We start from the raw sequence: 15,138 nt of genomic DNA on the forward strand, positions 1-15,138 counted from the left end.
AGGATAATTAATAAATTAAAATGCCTACTTGTAAACTGAAAAGTTAAAAAATACGAAAATTTATAATATGTTAAAGGCGAAATCTACAGTTATACAAAGGGGTACCCATGGGAACTTATACGCTGGAATGCGCCGGCTGCAGGCACACGATACCTGATAATTATACGCTACGTTGCGAATGCGGGGCAGGCCTTATACGCGCTCGATATACGGCAAGACAGATCTCGCCGCGCGATCTGCCAGGGATGTGGCGATATTATGACTGGCTGCCGACCAGGGGCCACCTGGATACGCCCGGAGCGCCCGTAACTTTCAAAAGCCAGGGCCTCTCGAAGGAGCTCGGCCTGAAGGAACTGTATATTTCTTTTAACGGTTACTGGCCCGAAATGGGGGCCCGGATGGATACGTGCAGCTTTAAGGAGCTCGAGGCGCCGCCTACCATCGTGAGGGCAAGGGAGCACGGGGGCCGGGCGATGGTCCTTGCCTCGGTCGGCAACACGGCCAGGGCGTTCGCCTACCTCTCGACGCTGACCGGCTTTCCCGTGGTCATCGTCGTGCCCCGGAAGAGCGCCCACAATCTATGGATACCCGGGCGGGAGCCGGGCGACTCGATCAAGCTCATCACCATGGAAGAGGGCAACGATTACTCGGACGCCATCCGCCTGTCGGAGCGCATCGCCGGTATCGAGGGGGTCATGCCCGAGGGCGGGGCCCGAAACGTGGCCCGCCGGGACGGCATGGGCGTGACCATGCTGGACGCGGCAGTTACCATGAAAAGGATGCCCGACGACTATTTCCAGGCTATCGGGAGCGGCACGGGCGGCATCGCCGCGTGGGAGGCGGCACTACGCCTGAGGGATGACGGCCGCTTCGGGGACCGCCTGCCCAAACTGCATTTAGCGCAGAACCTGCCGTTCGCCCCGATGTATTACGCGTGGAAAGCAGGGCGCAGGGACATCATACCTGAACTGGACATGCCCGAAGCCAAAAAGCAGATAGAGGCGATGTACACCGACATCCTGTCGAACCGCAACCCGCCTTACGGGGTCACTGGTGGCGTCTACGACGCGCTCATCGACACGCAGGGCGACATGTACGCCGTAACGAACGACGAGGCGATACGCGCTAAGCGCATATTCGAAAAAGCAGAGGGCATCGATATCCTTCCGCCTGCGGCCGTTGCCGTCGCTGCCCTGCTGCAGGCGTGCGACAGGGGGCTGGAAAAAAAGCGCACGGTGCTTTTGAATATAACCGGAGGCGGGCTGGAGAGGCTCCGAAAAGAAGTGAGCATGAGCATGGTGAAGCCCTGCCTCAATGTAGAGGGGCCCGAAGTGCCTCTCGAGAACATCACGAAGGCGATACAATGGCAAACGTTGAGCAAGAAGTCATAGACATCATGAAGTCCTCCGGCATCGACACAGTGCTGACGCTGCCGTGCGATAAAATAAAGAATTTACTGGCGATGGTCCCCTCGAACTTTAAGGAGATCCCCCTGACCAGGGAGGAGAACGGCATCGGTATCGCGGCCGGGCTTTCCATGGCCGGCAAAAGGCCGGCCCTCATTATCCAGAGCACGGGAATAGGCAACTCGCTGAACGTGCTCTCATCGCTGAACAGGACTTATGAGATACCCCTGCCCATCCTGGCCAGCTGGAGGGGCTACTATAAGGAAGCCATCTATGCCCAGACGGCCTTCGGCAAGTGCCTGCCCGCCATACTTGAAGCCTCTGACATACAGCACATCGAGATCGGCGCCATGGGCGAGCTCGACCTGATCAAGAAGGCCATCATCGCCTCGTTCAAGTCGAACTTGCCGACCGTGATACTCTTATCGCCCAGGCTGTGGGAGATCTCGACGGAGAGGCACTGGAACCCGGACTTCACGCCCCGGGAAAGGCGTTTTGATATGGAGTGCCACACCGTTGTCCCGAAGGCCACGCATACCCGCTACGACATGATCAAGGGCATCACTTCATACCTTAGCGGCAAAGTCGTGGTCTCCAACATCGGCATCCCGAGCAAGGAGCTCTATGCCGCCCACGACCAGGACACGAACTTCTACATGACGGGCAGCCTGGGCCTTGTTTCCGCTATCGGCCAGGGCCTGGCCATGGGCCTGAGCCGGGAGGTCATCACGCTGGACGGCGACGGCAGTATTTTAATGAACCCGAACGTGCTGGCGAGCGTCGCCCAGGAAAAGCCCGAGAACCTCACCATCATTTGCTTCGATAACAGCGCCCACGGCTCCACTGGCAACCAGAAGACCTATTCGGAGAGCATGGACCTCGAGCTTCTGGCGAAGGCGTTCGGCATCGAGAACACGGCGAAGGCATCTACACCCGGAGAGCTGCTTGAGGCGCTGGAGAAAAGGGGGAAAGGGCCCCGGTTCATCCACGCGATCATCGAGGCGAAGAACGCCGACGTGCCGAATATTCCTTTGACACCGGTAGAGATCAAGGAGCGGTTTATGGGGGCGGTCACGCGCTGAACCGATGCCGGCTTAGCGAAGCCCGAAACTTTTAAGTACGTGGAAGTCCATGTGATGTCTCGTATCCTCGGTTGATACGCAAAAACCCGCCTTAGCTCAGCCTGGTTAGAGCGGTCGGCTGTAGACCTTACGACTGCGGAAACCGACAGGTCCCCGATTCGAATTCGGGAGGCGGGACATTTCCCCTTTGCCTTGAGCATGGCAAACGGAAAACTATAAATTCAATCGAGGATATGTGTAAACCCCGTTTTGTAAAAAGCTCGGATAGTGTAGAGGCCTATCATGGGGCCCTGTCGAGGCTCCGACTCGGGTTCAAATCCCGATCCGAGCGCTTTTTCTTTTAATGTTTAACTGATGGTCTTTCGTGTAGTAATCTTTCTCTTCGCGGGTCGACGCCCCGCTGTTGCGGGGCTACTCGGCGTTCCGGATGCTCCGATGTCGGGGCCGGGCTTGCACCCCGCTTCGCATGGCCCTTCGGGCATGCTTCGCTCGCAAGCCCTGCTCGAATTGGCATCAGCCAAAAGCAGCGTTTTATCCTTCGGAAAAAACGCTCATTACCCCGCCATTATGCACGAGCGCTCCGCGCGGCGAAGCATCGGCCTGATGGCCGACTGATGCCCGGAACGCCTCGACGACCGCGGACTGACGTTGTAATAAGTTCGTTGATATTTTCAACCTTAAATCTTCTAATCGCCAAATGCTAATGCTGCCGGGCAAGTAACGGAACTGTAAAAAATACCTTTCATTAAATACATTGCTAAATATAATCCCCAAACTTATGAGGACGCGTGAGCAGCGTTAAAATGGTGATGGAAAATGGCAGAGAAAGAAGAGAAGGGAAAAATGTCCGTCAAAGAGGCCGGACATAAGGGCGGCGAGAAGACCGCAGAGACACACGGCAAGGAATTTTACGAGGAAATAGGGCACAAGGGCGGAGAAGAGACGGCAAAGACACACGGGCACGAGTTCTACAAGGAGATCGGCGAGAAAGGGGGACAGAAAGGAGGAGAAGAGACGGCCAGGACCCATGGCAAGGAATTTTATGAGGAGATCGGGCACAAGGGAGGCCAGAAGGTCAAGGAGCTTATAAAAAAGGGAGAAGAATCTGAGGAAAAGAAATAGAGGGCTAAAGCTCGGGGGAAGCCGATAACAATGCTGCCCCCGATCAACAAATAATATTGTTCTAAAAAAGGCATTTATCATATAATTTTAATTCATTTGACTTGATTTTTGTACAAAATTTATTAATAGATAGAACAATAATTTCTTATTGACCATTCGATAAATATTCTGGAATGAGCGTAAGGCCCACGATGATATGCCCTATTTTCCTGCAGCCTTACGCCCATCCCGGTGGAGCACCTGATGCAAGCCGCTGCCGACCCGACGATACTGTTCCTCATAATGGGATTCGGACTACTGGCGGTGCTGTGGTGCCTCTACAAGGCCATACGGATATGATCCAGGGGCAAGATGCCCTTCGGATAGCCCCCTAAAAATCAGCCTACATCACCCCTGAGTAATGCCGGCGCAAGGTAGGCCCGCTCATGGTAAAAATGAAAAAATTGTACACGTTTATCCCCGATTTCCACAGATATATTAATCAAAATACAGCATGATTTTTCATCCGGGTGTTAAGCATGGCTGAGCGAAGGGAACAGGAGAAAGGGAAGATGACGGTCGAGGAGGCGGGGCACAAGGGCGGCGAGAGGACCGCCGAGACCCACGGCCGGGAGTTCTACGAGGAGATCGGGCACAAGGGCGGCGAAAAGACTTCCGAGACGCACGGTAAGGAATTTTATCAGCAGATAGGCCACAAGGGCGGACAGAAAGTAAAGGAACTGATCGAGAAGGCAGAAGGCAAGGAAGAAGAAAAAGGGCGATAGCCCCGGAGGTACATATGGCATCTATCATCGCGAAGGTCTCAAAATCATTGAAGGGCATCCATTTCCCCGCGGACAAGGGAAAATGTGTCGAGTACGCGAAAAAGAACAGCGCTCCCGATGATGTCCTCGACACGCTGAAGCATATCCCGGACGAGGAATACGACAGCATGGCCGGCGTCTGGCATGCGGTCGGCCAGATGAAGCACTAGATAATGCGGGGATACGCCCCCTGCACTTTTAATTTTAATTAGTTATAGGCCCATGGCGGAATGTATTTAAGCTAATGAAGGTTAATGATAATTAAAGATTGTTCGTAAATCATAAAACAAATATGAGGTATGTCCATGAAGTGCCATGTCCACACGGATTCCGATGCGGTCGGTAAGTGCAGCATTTGCGGAGAGATGATCTGCAAGGATTGCCGGCTCGATTTCGACGGTAAGGCGGTCTGCAAGTCCTGTGCTATACCCCTGTCGAAGGTGTTCGCCTCTATCTGCTCGGGCTCAGCGGGAGCCCTGGAGTCAAGGGTGAAGATCATCGATAATAAGGAACAGAAGTAGTTAGCTTTTTTAATATTTTATTCGCCGTTCTCTTCGTCCACGTCGAGGTCCATATCCCGCTCTTCCTCGCAGGTACAGTCCTTGTGGCCAGGGACGGTCGTTATCTGCTTAATTGCGGCGACTGTGTCCTCGGTAGTGTTCCGGAAATGCTCAAGGAAGGCGTCGTAGGCGGACAGCATCTCGACCAGCTTGTGCATGCTTTCCCCGTCGAGGGCCATCTCGTCGTTCACGTCCAGCCTGGCATCATCCAGCATGATGGCTATGCGCTCGATGAGCAGCATCTGCCGGTCAAGGCGCTCGTTCAGCTCCTCGCCGGTGAGCTTCACGGTCATCTTTTTCATCATGTACGCTATGGCCCGCTGCCTGCATATATTCTTTATGAGCCGTCTTCGGAAAAAAGGCGCCTTCTCCGGCTAAAGGTCTTCCACTTTTTCTTTCTTCCGGTATACCATTCCCTGGAAAACGGCGAGCAGGTCTCCGGCCTCGTTCGTAACGTCAATGGTGTAGGTGCCGATCTTCGGGTTGACGGATATCTCGCGCGCATCGGCGAACAGCAGGCCCGAGGACACGGCTTTCATGTAGGATATGTTGGCATTGATGGCGACGGCCACGTTGCCCCGTGAGTTGGAGGCCGCGGCGAACGTGAAGTCGGCGAGCGCAAATAGTGCTCCGCCGTGGACGATGCCAAGGCCGTTGAGGTGCTGCGGGGTCACGGGCATGGACGACCGGGCATGGCCGTCCGCCGCCTCCAGCAGCTTGATGCCGTTGTATTCAGCGAACTTATCCCTGTCAAAGAAACGTTTCAGGTCTTCGGCGTTCATCGTATCCACTCTATGAGCACTTTGATATATGCTAACATATATCAATTTATCGTATTTGCTTCCCGGAAAGGCTTTAAACCCGACCGCTTATGTTTAAAATAGTGATATTATGACCATTGAGAAGCCCAACTACAGCGAGTTCGCGCAGGCTCCCGGCGGCTCCGGGATCAAGGAACTGGAAATGATGAAGGTCACCATCGTTTCGCAGATGGAGGGCGCGGGTATCAAGTTCCCCATAAAAAACAAGGCCGAGCTGCTCAAGGTATTCCCGAAGCCGACCCCCATGGGCTGCAGCTATAAGGGTAAGACCATGACCATGTTCGACCTGATATCGCGCCTCAACGACTCCGACTTCCCGCTTAAGAATGCCGGTGACGTTGCGGCGATCCTGACGACCAGGTGCTTCATTTAACCTATTTTTAATTCTGGTATCTATCCCGTTTTCATGAGCGTATCGGACCACCCCAGAGGCGAAGCCTTCGGCATCGGCGACCAGGCGGGCATCGCCTGCCATGGCTGCATCGCTACGCTCTCCGTTGGCTCTGGAGATGGCTCAGGAGCCTGTTCTTGCGCTGGAGGATATGCCACTTCTGCAACGGGCTCCGTGGTAGGAGACGCCGTAGCATTTACCGGTATGCTTACGTCACTGGTATTGATCTTCGCAGAGAGGGTTGCGACCTGCGTTGGTCGAATTGTTGCGCCTCGGGCAGGATGCGATGACGATATGTCAGGGGCCGAAGAGGGCGAATTAAAATTCAAGAGCAAAAGCACGACGAGCGACGAAAGAAAAATAATGACAACGGCAAGGGCTTTACGGTCCATACTAACTCCCACGATGCATTATCCGGCGGGCATATATTTATAAAATGCTGTTAATAAAAACCATTCAGCGTTAAAAAATCGGTGCCCCGACGTTTAACCGTAAATAAGCACGCCCCGGCGTACGCCATTCCGCGCAGTGACGCCATAAACCTATTTCAAATGGCATGAATTCGGTATAGTGTGACGACCATGTATCAGGAGAAGATGAGCGTAGAAAGCGAGAATAAAGCGCTTGTGCGGCGCTTCTACGAGGATTATTATAACAACTCAAGGCTGGACGCGATCGATGACATGTTCGACCCGTCATACGTGCACTACACGCCCGAAGTGTCGGAAGGGAAAATGAGCTATGAGGAGTACAGGGAACACATTCTGACGCTATCCCGGGCTTTCCCCCACATGAGGGTCGCCATTGAGGACCAGATCGCGGAAAAGGACAGGGTCGTGACGCGGCTTACCATGTATGGCATAATGGAGGGCGACCTGCCCGGCATTCCGGCCAAGGGACAGGAGGTTAAAGTCGATGTGATCACGATAATGGCAGTAAGGGAGGGCAAGATCGTCGAAGGATGGGAGCAGTACGACTCGCTGGGCATGTCCATTCAGCTGGGCGTGGCCCAAATTGTTTCGACCCTTAAAAAAGGTCCACAAGAGAAGGGGTATTTCCCCGGCTGGGAAGACTATAACATATAGGCATAAAGTAGCGCCAGGGCGACGTCCAGCAGCAGGGCCGATGCCACGTAGCAGATCACGTTATACTTCACGAGCGCAATAGAGCGTTCTTTTTTTCCGTCGTTCCTGAAGTAGCTGTAGAGTGCCAGGGCCAGAGGCAGCAGCGATATTATGGTAGCCATCTTCAGGACGATAGCATTTGTGGCCAGCGATGCGGCCGCATAGTATGCGGCCGCGGCAGCGAACGATATCGACATCGCTAAAAATCCTGCCTTCCGCCCGTAGAGTGCCACAAAGGTCCGCTTGACAGCAAGGCGGTCGGCTTCCATGTCGGGTATCTGGACACTGATGATGAACGCCACGGCCTGCAAGAACAAAGGTATGATGAAAATGACGAAAAGTGGCGAAAAATGGCCGAGAGTAGAAAAGTCGCCGATGGCCGGCATCAGGAAGCCTACGGAGAAGGCCGAGGCCAGCGCGCCCCATGGCCTGTATGCCATACGGAGCGGCGGGGCCGTGTAGTACCAGCTTATCATATTCCCCAGTAAAGCGAAGCCGAAATAGGAAAGGGGCAGCGCGTAGGCGGCCGTAAAACAGGCCGCCCCCACGATCGATAGTATGGCCAGCACCAGGCCGAACTGCCCCGCAAATCGCAGCAGGCCCGGGTCGTTCGCCAGCACGCCGCTGCCGCCCGACGTCGCGCTGCTCTGGTTCAGGCGGTCCGCGTGAAAGTCAAAATAGTCATTGCTGTAATGGACTGACAGGTGCCCGAGGAATAATATGATGTAGCCGAAAGCGATACGGGCGGCGTCGAAGCGTGCGCCCGATAGGAGGGCAAGCAGAGACCCTGCCGCGTACAGGGCCATGCCGATGGAAAGAAACCGGAGCCTTCCGAGGGCCAGTATTTTTTTGATCCTCTCGAAGCCTGCCATATAGTAAAACCTTCGCAAGCAGGGTTAAATTAGTAGGCCTTTTAAAAGCCGGGCGGTAATGGCAAACGCTTATGATGCGCCCGCGACTAATCATATGATGAGCGCTATCGTATGGCTACTGGAACAAAGAACATGCCCCTTGCGACAATAGGCGGCTTACTTGTCATACTGCTATTCTGTATCTTCACGCTGGCGTCCGCCGTCAGGTACCCCGGGGCGTTCTCGCCCATGGACAACTGGCTGAGCGACCTGGGCACGATGAAGAAGAACCCGGCCGGCTATATTTATTTTAACGTGGGCTGTATCCTCGCTGGCGCCTGTACGTTGTTCCTTGTTTCGGGCATGGGCGCATGGCGCGTACAGGAAAGGAAGCTCCTGTTCGAGGCAGGCCGGGCGCTGGGGGCGCTGTCGGCCTTTACGCTTATGCTCATCGGGGCCTTCGACGAGAATACTGCATACCATACGATGCTGTCGATCGCATTTTTCCTGCTCCTGGGGCTCTTTCTGGTATTCACGAATATTTCGCTGTGGAAACATCCAGCGTATAAGCGATGGATCGGCTATTATGCCATCATTGCTGTCTTGATCGATGTGATCCTGGCGCTCACGTTTGTCGTGTATGAACACGCTCCGATATGGGAGTGGCTTTCCGTCTTCGGTGCCCTGGCCTGGGTTGGCATGCTCGCCTATAACATGCGCGAGTTAGAGCAGTAGGGCCAAAAAATATATTCCACATTCCGATGTTTCTAAGTGCAGTATGATGGCGGGAAATTTTTTCGAGCGGTGCAGGATGTGTAAGGCGTGCTGCCGCACGTCGGACCGGTTCGTGCACATCTACGTCTGCGGCCACGAAAAGAGGCTGATAGGGCTGCTGGCATCTCAGGGCAGGGATACGAAGGAGATCCTGGTCCCCTACGCCGCCTCGTGCCCTTACTTAAACGATTCCGGGTGCACGCTCGGCGATATCAAGCCGTTCCAGTGCCGCCTGTACCCGATGCTCGTTCTCCGGGACGGCACCCTGGGGGTGGACCCTGCTTGCACGTATAGCGGAGAATATATGGCCCAGCTTAAGGATGCGTCAAGCGAAGCATGGCAGCACTATAGCGCCATGAAAAAGGAGGCGGCGCTGCTCAGCAAAGAGGAAAAGGCGCTCCTCGCCGAGTGGAGCCGTTTCGTGTGCGACGTGGTCGTCATTAAGGCTGATGGCGAATAACTATAATTCTATCCAAATACAGGGCTTGGGCTGAGACAGTTCAATAACATCCAAATCATTGTATCAACGTCAACTAATCCTATTTTATTAATGCTCGACAAGGCACGGGCAACATTATTAACTGCAATTTATTACCCCTTATTTAATTTTTTTACAATCGTTTGGTCTAAAATCAATTAAAATATTACGACATATTATGATATAGTATATATTAATTTAATTAAAATATAAATGTAATAGGTTGCATAGTATTAACTTACAGAATAAAGGTGGAATAAAATAGCACAATATAAGAACAAATTCTCAGCCGGTGTTCTACGACAAATAAAGGGAACGACCTGGGGTATGATATGTTAGCTCTAAATGTTATTTTAAGGTATTCGATAAATCGCTTTAAAAAATCGTTAATGGTACTTATCCTGGTTTGGTCATGTTTATTGATGTTATCTATCCATAATGCATATGCCGTAACTTATATGCAGGACAATTCATATGTTTATCAAACCTTATTTAGCGTTAGGCCCAGTTATATCGATAGCGGCGTGGTCACTAATACCGGTGCAGTAATCGTATTTAGCGATGACGGAAGGATCTTCTACAGTAGCAATGGAATAAATTTCACCCTGAGCAACACGTCTAATCTTGGCAAGATTCACGCGCCCATATATGGGGGAGTCGGTAGCAATGGTAATACCATTATTTTTGGCGAGTACATTCTAAATACCGGGATATGCAGGTTAATAAGAAGCACGGATGGCGGGGCCACGTGGAATGTGGTATTAACGTTAAACAACCCTGGTGATATTCGGCATTGGCATTGCGTGCAATACGATCCATATAATAGTAAATGGTATGCCACGAGCGGGGATGAAAACTCTCAAGTACAGTGGTGGACAAGCAGCGATAACGGTGCCACCTGGGCCAAGATGCTTAATGCCAGTGGAAGCCAGGTTTATCGTTGCCTTAATCTCATATTCACCCCTGATGGACATGTATGGTGGGGCAGCGATAGCAACCCGCCAACTGCAGGCGTATATTATGCCTCATTATCGGATATGTCCAAATATACCATGGTATATACGTCCCCGCATGCCATGTGGGGTATAGCAGGCTCTCCATCCGGAACGCTTATCGCGATTAATTATGTCGAGGCGGGCAACCAGGATAACAACGCCTACATTTTAACGAGCATAGACGGAGGCAAAACATGGAAAACTGAGGTAACCTGGCCCATTAACGTACAAGTATCCGCCACTGGAGGATTTAACACGATACGTGGCCCGGATAGTAACGGCGTTTATTATGTGGGCGTTAAAAACGTGGTCCAATATCTAGAAAATACCGTCTATGGCCTGGAGCTGATCCCAAAATCAAATAATCCAGTAATACCACCAGCACCAGGAAAATATACCGTATCTGACAACGCCATATTCACGTACGGGCAGGTTTACGCAAATGTCAGGGCACAAAAAAATGATGTAATTTATTTAGACTACGGGGACTCATTAATTTATGGTAAACTACAAGGGTCTGTAACCCCATCACCGTCCCCTTCGCCGTCTCCTAACTCCGGGCTTTCAGTAAATATTTCATTGGTGCCTGGTTGGAACTTAATATCTGTGCCTTTGAATGTAACCGATAGTAGTGTTCAGCGGCTCTTCCCTTCTGATATGCTTAGTGGTATCGTGGACGTGTGGGGGTGGAATGAGTCAACGCAGAGCTGGATGTACTATTCGCCCAATCCCGACCCGTGGTTCGCCTCGAACTTCCCTGCTTTAAAGCAGGTAGAGGCGGGGCGGGCATACTGGGTGGAAATGAATAAATCTGCTTCGTTTGCCATCACCGGCACTGTACCATCGACTGCTCCCGCCAGTCCCGTATCGCTGGCCCCCTCGTGGAACTTCGTGGGTACGACGGGTTTGTCGTCCTCGACGCCCGAGGCGCTTTACCCGAGTAATGTTGTGGACGTGTGGGCGTGGAATGAGTCAACGCAGAGCTGGATGTACTATTCGCCCAATCCCGACCCGTGGTTCGCCTCGAACTTTCCGGCGTTCAATTCGATCAATACAGGGCACGGGTACTGGGTTGAGTTGCCAAGCTAACAATTAAAGGAGATATACTCGTGAAGAATCTATCGAAAGCGCTGATGGCAGTTTTGATTTTGGCATTGCTCTTGCCAGTAATGACGACGGTGGCCTTGTCGGGCACGCCTCCCGCGGTTCCGACCAAAGCCGCCAGCGGCGGGGGCGGCAGTAGCAGCAGTGGGAGCAGCGGAGGAGGTGGTGGTAGTTACACACCCCCAAAGTTCCAGTCGTACACTAAGCCCATAAAAACTAGTGACGGCATAGTGATAGGCCAGTTGGTCTGGAAGGATTTCTTCAGCGTGATGGTTTCTGCTGAGAAGAACGGCACAGTCGGGAACACTAGTTATGACCTCGTTGTACGGGGCGAGTTAAGCTCAGATCCCCCGGACGGTTGTTGGCTGGATATCAACTTCCAGGCACCTGACACGGCCCAGTTGCCCTTGGGCATGGCGAACGGGATGGTGCTCGCCGTGGTGAATGTCATCGAGAACCCGAATGGTTGGGGTTACAAGTCGAACCCCACGTATACCCTGAAGATCGAGGGCCTAAACCAGACCATCGACCCGAACGGCGTTTACTATATGGTGAGGAGCGACGGCCCCAATTACCAGGTCCAGACGGTCAGCCTCCTCAATATCGAGGATGGCCAGGTGTCCCTGCAGTTCAACCCAGACGGTGAGGCCGGCGTGTTTACGCTGATGGCGGCCGTGACTGCGATGCCGACACCTACGCCCACGCCCACGCCCACGCCCACGCCCACGCCCACACCCCAGGGTGCCGAGATGTTCGGGTTTCCAATTATCGCGTTCGCTGCGGGGACCATCGTCGGGGCTGCGGGGTTATTCCTGAACTCAAGACGCAAGTAATGTAAACCATCTCATTCCCAACTGGTCGCATAATATGCGGTCATGAGATAGCCCTTGACAGCTAACAGTAATCCTGATTAGTCATGGATAGTTGCCACTTAAATAATTAAGTTTAAAATTTATAAATTAACCTGTCACAATTCGACTTAGAGTGGCAACTTTCTCAAATTTAAGAAAAATAATGTGAAATAATAGTCCTATGATACAATACCTATAACTATTTTTAATAGAAATATCCTGTTCGATGCAGCCTCACTGTACCATCGATGCCCGGCGATATCGGGCCGTTCTTTTTGATTTGGACGGCGTCATCACCGATACCATGCGGTTCCACTATGAGGCGTTTCATAAGGCATTCGAGCGCCTTGGCCTGGACGTAAAATCGCTGGATATCTACACCCATGAAGGCATGCCTTCCATGAAGCTGGGGAGGGCGCTGGTGGAGGAGTACGGCGCCAGCGTGAGCGACGAAGAGCTAAAAAAGACGGTAGATGAGAAGCGGGAGCTTTACCGGCAGATGGCTGAGGGGAATATCAGGGCTTATCCCGGGGTCCCCGAGACCCTGGCCATGCTCCGCGAGAACGGCGTTAAGCTGGCCCTCGTGACAGGCAGTAACCGTAGATCCGTAACCAAGGTCGTGGAAGAGGCAGGCCTGACGGGCATGTTCGACGCCATCGTGACGGGCGAGGACACGGAGAGGGGCAAGCCGTTCCCTGACCCGTACTTGAAGGGGATGGATAAGCTGGGCGCCGATAAGGCTTATAGCGTGGTCGTGGAGAACGCCCCCATGGGCATCAAGGCAGCAAAGGCGGCGGGCGTCGACTACGTTATCGCCGTGACCACGACGCTCCCGGAACAGTATTTCAAGGACGCCGACGATATCATGCCCTCTTTTGCCGATCTGGGCGACTGCCTGGCGAAGCGCATCGAAGCCTCATCAGGTGGATAAGATATGGAATAATATCCGGCATCTGAAAAAACCAAAAAAACGATTATTTATAGAAATCCTATTATATCAGGGCCCTAAAAACGCTGAGGAAAAGGCATATATCCTATACTTATGCTTATAAAACTGTGGACTTCGGCAGAGACTACTATGAAATACTGGGGCTGGAAAGCAAAGCCACCTCTGACGATATCAAAAAAGCGTACAGGGAGCTTGCGAAAAAGTACCACCCCGACATAAACCGGTCATCGACATCGGAAGAGCTCTTCAAGCTCATATCGGAGGCCTACGAAGTCCTGTCTGACGATGCTAAGAGAAGGGAGTACGACCTCTACCGAAAATTAGAGCTGGGAGAGGAACATGGCGAGGCATATACGAACGGCGGCACGGCCGCCACTGCGGGCAGCAGCGCGCCCGCCATGGAAGTAAGGCGCACCCCGCGGCGCCCGATCCCGAACATCGAACGCGGGCAGTTACTAATTCTATCGCTCATCGTCCCCGGATATTACCATATCCTGGCCGGCGAGAAGAAGCTCGGCTACATGATCTTCGGCACGTACTTCATCTTCTGGGCGCTGGCCTTCACCCTGAGCCTGCCCATCGGCTTTCTTGCTTTGCTGGTCTGGATCTTCTCCTTTTATGAGGCATTTAGTAATACGACGAATAGCGCCCACCGGGGTGATTAAGTGAAGGCTCATATGGCCTGTATGGCCGTGCTGCTCATAGTCGCCTTTGTATGTGCTCTCACGCTGCAGATCCCGTCTGCACAGGGGCAGACGCTTGCAGGCCATAACTCCATATCCGGAAGGGTGTACGACGCGAACCACAACGCGATCCCGGGCGCCAAAGTGACCCTGTATTACACGAATTTCAAGATCAACGCCTATTTGCCGGCCGATCCGGTGAAGAGCGCTGATAACCCCCAGTATACGAGTAACGGCGGCACATCGCTCACCGGGCTCTATGTATTTACGGGCCTGTCGTCCGATGTCTATATCGTTACGGCGGAAAAGGATGGCATCGCTTATTCTGAAACCGTCCTCTTAAGGGAGGGTACGGCAACGGCCGACATTACCATCCCGGGCTACATCGACAAGAATTATTCCTCAAGCCCCACGGTTGCGCCCAAGCCGAGCCCGACTTATACGAACGTGATACCAACCGTCAGCGTGCCCATGTCTGACTTCGGGGCGACAATAGGTGAATTGGCCAGCCTGGCGTTAATGGCCCTCGTGGGCCTTCAGCTCGTCGCCGGCGTCGCCATCATCGCTTTCCGTACCGGCCAGAAAAAGTGATCAATCGCTGCCGGATATGGAGCTTCTCCTTTCCGTGAGGACTACGTCCCGCCAGCGGCCGCTCATCCTGCCCAGCCTTTCCCTGGTGCCTACTTCCCTGAACCCGAATTTTTTCTGTAGCGCCAGGCTGGCCGTGTTCTCCGGGAACGTGCCCCCCTGCAGCGTCCAGATACCCTTTTTCTCCGAAAGCTCGATCATCGCCCCCATGAGAGCGCTGCCTACGCCCTTGCCGCGATGCTTTTCGCCGACATAAAGGCTTAATTCGGCGACGCCCCTGTACACCTGCCGGGCCGATACCGGGCTTAATGCCGCCCACCCGAGTACCTCGCCGTTTTCCCGGGCGACGATGGAAAACCCCTCGAGATGCGCAGATATCCAGCGCTCATATGTCGGGACGCTCTGCTCGAACGTCGAGTTGCCCGTGTCAATGCCTTCCCCGTATATGCGGGCCACGCTTTCCCAGTCTTCCGGCCTCATCTCATCGATCATAAGCTCGCCTGGCATACAGGCAATACATCGCCCTTTGCCTATTTTAGGGTTTCTCTGCCCCGGA

At 53.2% G+C, this 15,138-nt stretch carries 20 protein-coding genes and 2 tRNA genes; 18 read left to right on the plus strand and 4 right to left on the minus strand.

All coding sequences use genetic code 11. From position 1 onward, the window contains the following. Nucleotides 1-107: 107 nt before the first annotated feature. The 8 genes from MCP_RS10075 to MCP_RS10110 all read left to right on the plus strand — a co-directional run bounded on the left by MCP_RS10075 (nt 108) and on the right by MCP_RS10110 (nt 4,934). Nucleotides 108-1,391: a cysteate synthase gene (locus tag MCP_RS10075; protein WP_012900738.1), complete on the plus strand. Its 1,284-nt coding sequence runs from the start codon at nt 108-110 to the stop codon at nt 1,389-1,391. Further along, on the plus strand, nt 1,364-2,488 hold the full coding sequence (comE, locus tag MCP_RS10080; RefSeq protein WP_012900739.1) for a sulfopyruvate decarboxylase subunit beta: 1,125 nt from the start codon (nt 1,364-1,366) through the stop codon (nt 2,486-2,488). Before MCP_RS10075 ends, comE begins: the two co-directional genes overlap by 28 nt. An 85-nt stretch (nt 2,489-2,573) precedes the next feature. After that, nucleotides 2,574-2,665: transfer RNA gene (locus MCP_RS10085), tRNA-Tyr, on the plus strand. A gap of 81 nt (nt 2,666-2,746) precedes the next feature. Beyond that, nucleotides 2,747-2,819, plus strand: a tRNA-Asp gene (locus MCP_RS10090). Nucleotides 2,820-3,304: 485 nt separating this feature from the next. Next, a complete protein-coding gene (locus tag MCP_RS10095; RefSeq protein WP_012900741.1) occupies nt 3,305-3,610 on the plus strand; it encodes a KGG domain-containing protein in 306 nt (101 codons plus the stop codon). 518 nt (nt 3,611-4,128) lie between these two features. Then, on the plus strand, nt 4,129-4,374 hold the full coding sequence (locus tag MCP_RS10100) for a KGG domain-containing protein (RefSeq protein ID WP_128567155.1): 246 nt from the start codon (nt 4,129-4,131) through the stop codon (nt 4,372-4,374). Nucleotides 4,375-4,388: 14 nt separating this feature from the next. Next, entirely contained in the window at nt 4,389-4,583 is a 195-nt protein-coding gene (locus tag MCP_RS10105) for a DUF2795 domain-containing protein (protein WP_012900743.1), read from the plus strand. A gap of 135 nt (nt 4,584-4,718) precedes the next feature. Beyond that, nucleotides 4,719-4,934, plus strand: a complete 216-nt coding sequence (locus tag MCP_RS10110) for a hypothetical protein (RefSeq protein ID WP_012900744.1) — start codon at nt 4,719-4,721, stop codon at nt 4,932-4,934. Between the two features lie 17 nt (nt 4,935-4,951). Here the strand turns inward: MCP_RS10110 and MCP_RS10115 are convergent, their stop codons facing one another. Both MCP_RS10115 and MCP_RS10120 read right to left on the minus strand, forming a co-directional pair. After that, entirely contained in the window at nt 4,952-5,278 is a 327-nt protein-coding gene (locus MCP_RS10115) for a hypothetical protein (protein WP_012900745.1), read from the minus strand. Between the two features lie 69 nt (nt 5,279-5,347). After that, the gene (locus MCP_RS10120; RefSeq protein ID WP_012900746.1) at nt 5,348-5,755 is read right to left on the minus strand and encodes a PaaI family thioesterase; all 408 of its coding nucleotides are present in this window, start codon (nt 5,753-5,755) and stop codon (nt 5,348-5,350) included. 109 nt (nt 5,756-5,864) lie between these two features. On the opposite strand from MCP_RS10120, the gene MCP_RS10125 reads away from it, so the two are divergent. From MCP_RS10125 to MCP_RS10130, 3 genes are all read left to right on the plus strand, one after another. Further along, a complete protein-coding gene (locus tag MCP_RS10125; protein ID WP_012900747.1) occupies nt 5,865-6,167 on the plus strand; it encodes an MTH865 family protein in 303 nt (100 codons plus the stop codon). 33 nt (nt 6,168-6,200) lie between these two features. Next, entirely contained in the window at nt 6,201-6,620 is a 420-nt protein-coding gene (locus MCP_RS15430) for a hypothetical protein (RefSeq protein WP_128860027.1), read from the plus strand. A 146-nt stretch (nt 6,621-6,766) separates the two neighbouring features. Continuing rightward, a complete protein-coding gene (locus MCP_RS10130) occupies nt 6,767-7,270 on the plus strand; it encodes an ester cyclase (protein WP_128860196.1) in 504 nt (167 codons plus the stop codon). Here MCP_RS10130 and MCP_RS10135 read toward each other — a convergent pair. Continuing rightward, a complete protein-coding gene (locus tag MCP_RS10135; protein ID WP_012900749.1) occupies nt 7,258-8,181 on the minus strand; it encodes a prenyltransferase in 924 nt (307 codons plus the stop codon). The genes MCP_RS10130 and MCP_RS10135 overlap by 13 nt on opposite strands. A gap of 111 nt (nt 8,182-8,292) precedes the next feature. On the opposite strand from MCP_RS10135, the gene MCP_RS10140 reads away from it, so the two are divergent. The 7 genes from MCP_RS10140 to MCP_RS10170 all read left to right on the plus strand — a co-directional run bounded on the left by MCP_RS10140 (nt 8,293) and on the right by MCP_RS10170 (nt 14,585). Continuing rightward, a complete protein-coding gene (locus MCP_RS10140) occupies nt 8,293-8,895 on the plus strand; it encodes a DUF998 domain-containing protein (protein ID WP_012900750.1) in 603 nt (200 codons plus the stop codon). A 43-nt stretch (nt 8,896-8,938) separates the two neighbouring features. Beyond that, a complete protein-coding gene (locus MCP_RS10145; protein WP_012900751.1) occupies nt 8,939-9,394 on the plus strand; it encodes a hypothetical protein in 456 nt (151 codons plus the stop codon). A 1,670-nt stretch (nt 9,395-11,064) separates the two neighbouring features. Then, nucleotides 11,065-11,496, plus strand: a complete 432-nt coding sequence (locus tag MCP_RS15725; protein WP_158301484.1) for a hypothetical protein — start codon at nt 11,065-11,067, stop codon at nt 11,494-11,496. Nucleotides 11,497-11,741: 245 nt separating this feature from the next. Beyond that, on the plus strand, nt 11,742-12,344 hold the full coding sequence (locus MCP_RS10155) for a hypothetical protein (RefSeq protein ID WP_128860028.1): 603 nt from the start codon (nt 11,742-11,744) through the stop codon (nt 12,342-12,344). A gap of 244 nt (nt 12,345-12,588) precedes the next feature. Further along, nucleotides 12,589-13,293 carry an HAD family hydrolase gene (locus MCP_RS10160; protein WP_012900754.1) on the plus strand — a complete coding sequence of 235 codons (705 nt, stop codon included), beginning with the start codon at nt 12,589-12,591 and terminating at the stop codon, nt 13,291-13,293. 125 nt (nt 13,294-13,418) lie between these two features. Further along, nucleotides 13,419-13,976: a DnaJ domain-containing protein gene (locus MCP_RS16180; RefSeq protein ID WP_012900755.1), complete on the plus strand. Its 558-nt coding sequence runs from the start codon at nt 13,419-13,421 to the stop codon at nt 13,974-13,976. Next, nucleotides 13,977-14,585, plus strand: a complete 609-nt coding sequence (locus MCP_RS10170; RefSeq protein WP_012900756.1) for a carboxypeptidase-like regulatory domain-containing protein — start codon at nt 13,977-13,979, stop codon at nt 14,583-14,585. Here MCP_RS10170 and MCP_RS10175 read toward each other — a convergent pair whose 3' ends face one another. Beyond that, the gene (locus tag MCP_RS10175; protein ID WP_012900757.1) at nt 14,586-15,089 is read right to left on the minus strand and encodes a GNAT family N-acetyltransferase; all 504 of its coding nucleotides are present in this window, start codon (nt 15,087-15,089) and stop codon (nt 14,586-14,588) included. Nucleotides 15,090-15,138 lie beyond the last annotated feature (49 nt).

It is taken from the genome of Methanocella paludicola SANAE, from assembly GCF_000011005.1.
In the GTDB taxonomy this organism is placed as follows: Archaea; Halobacteriota; Methanocellia; order Methanocellales; family Methanocellaceae; genus Methanocella; species Methanocella paludicola.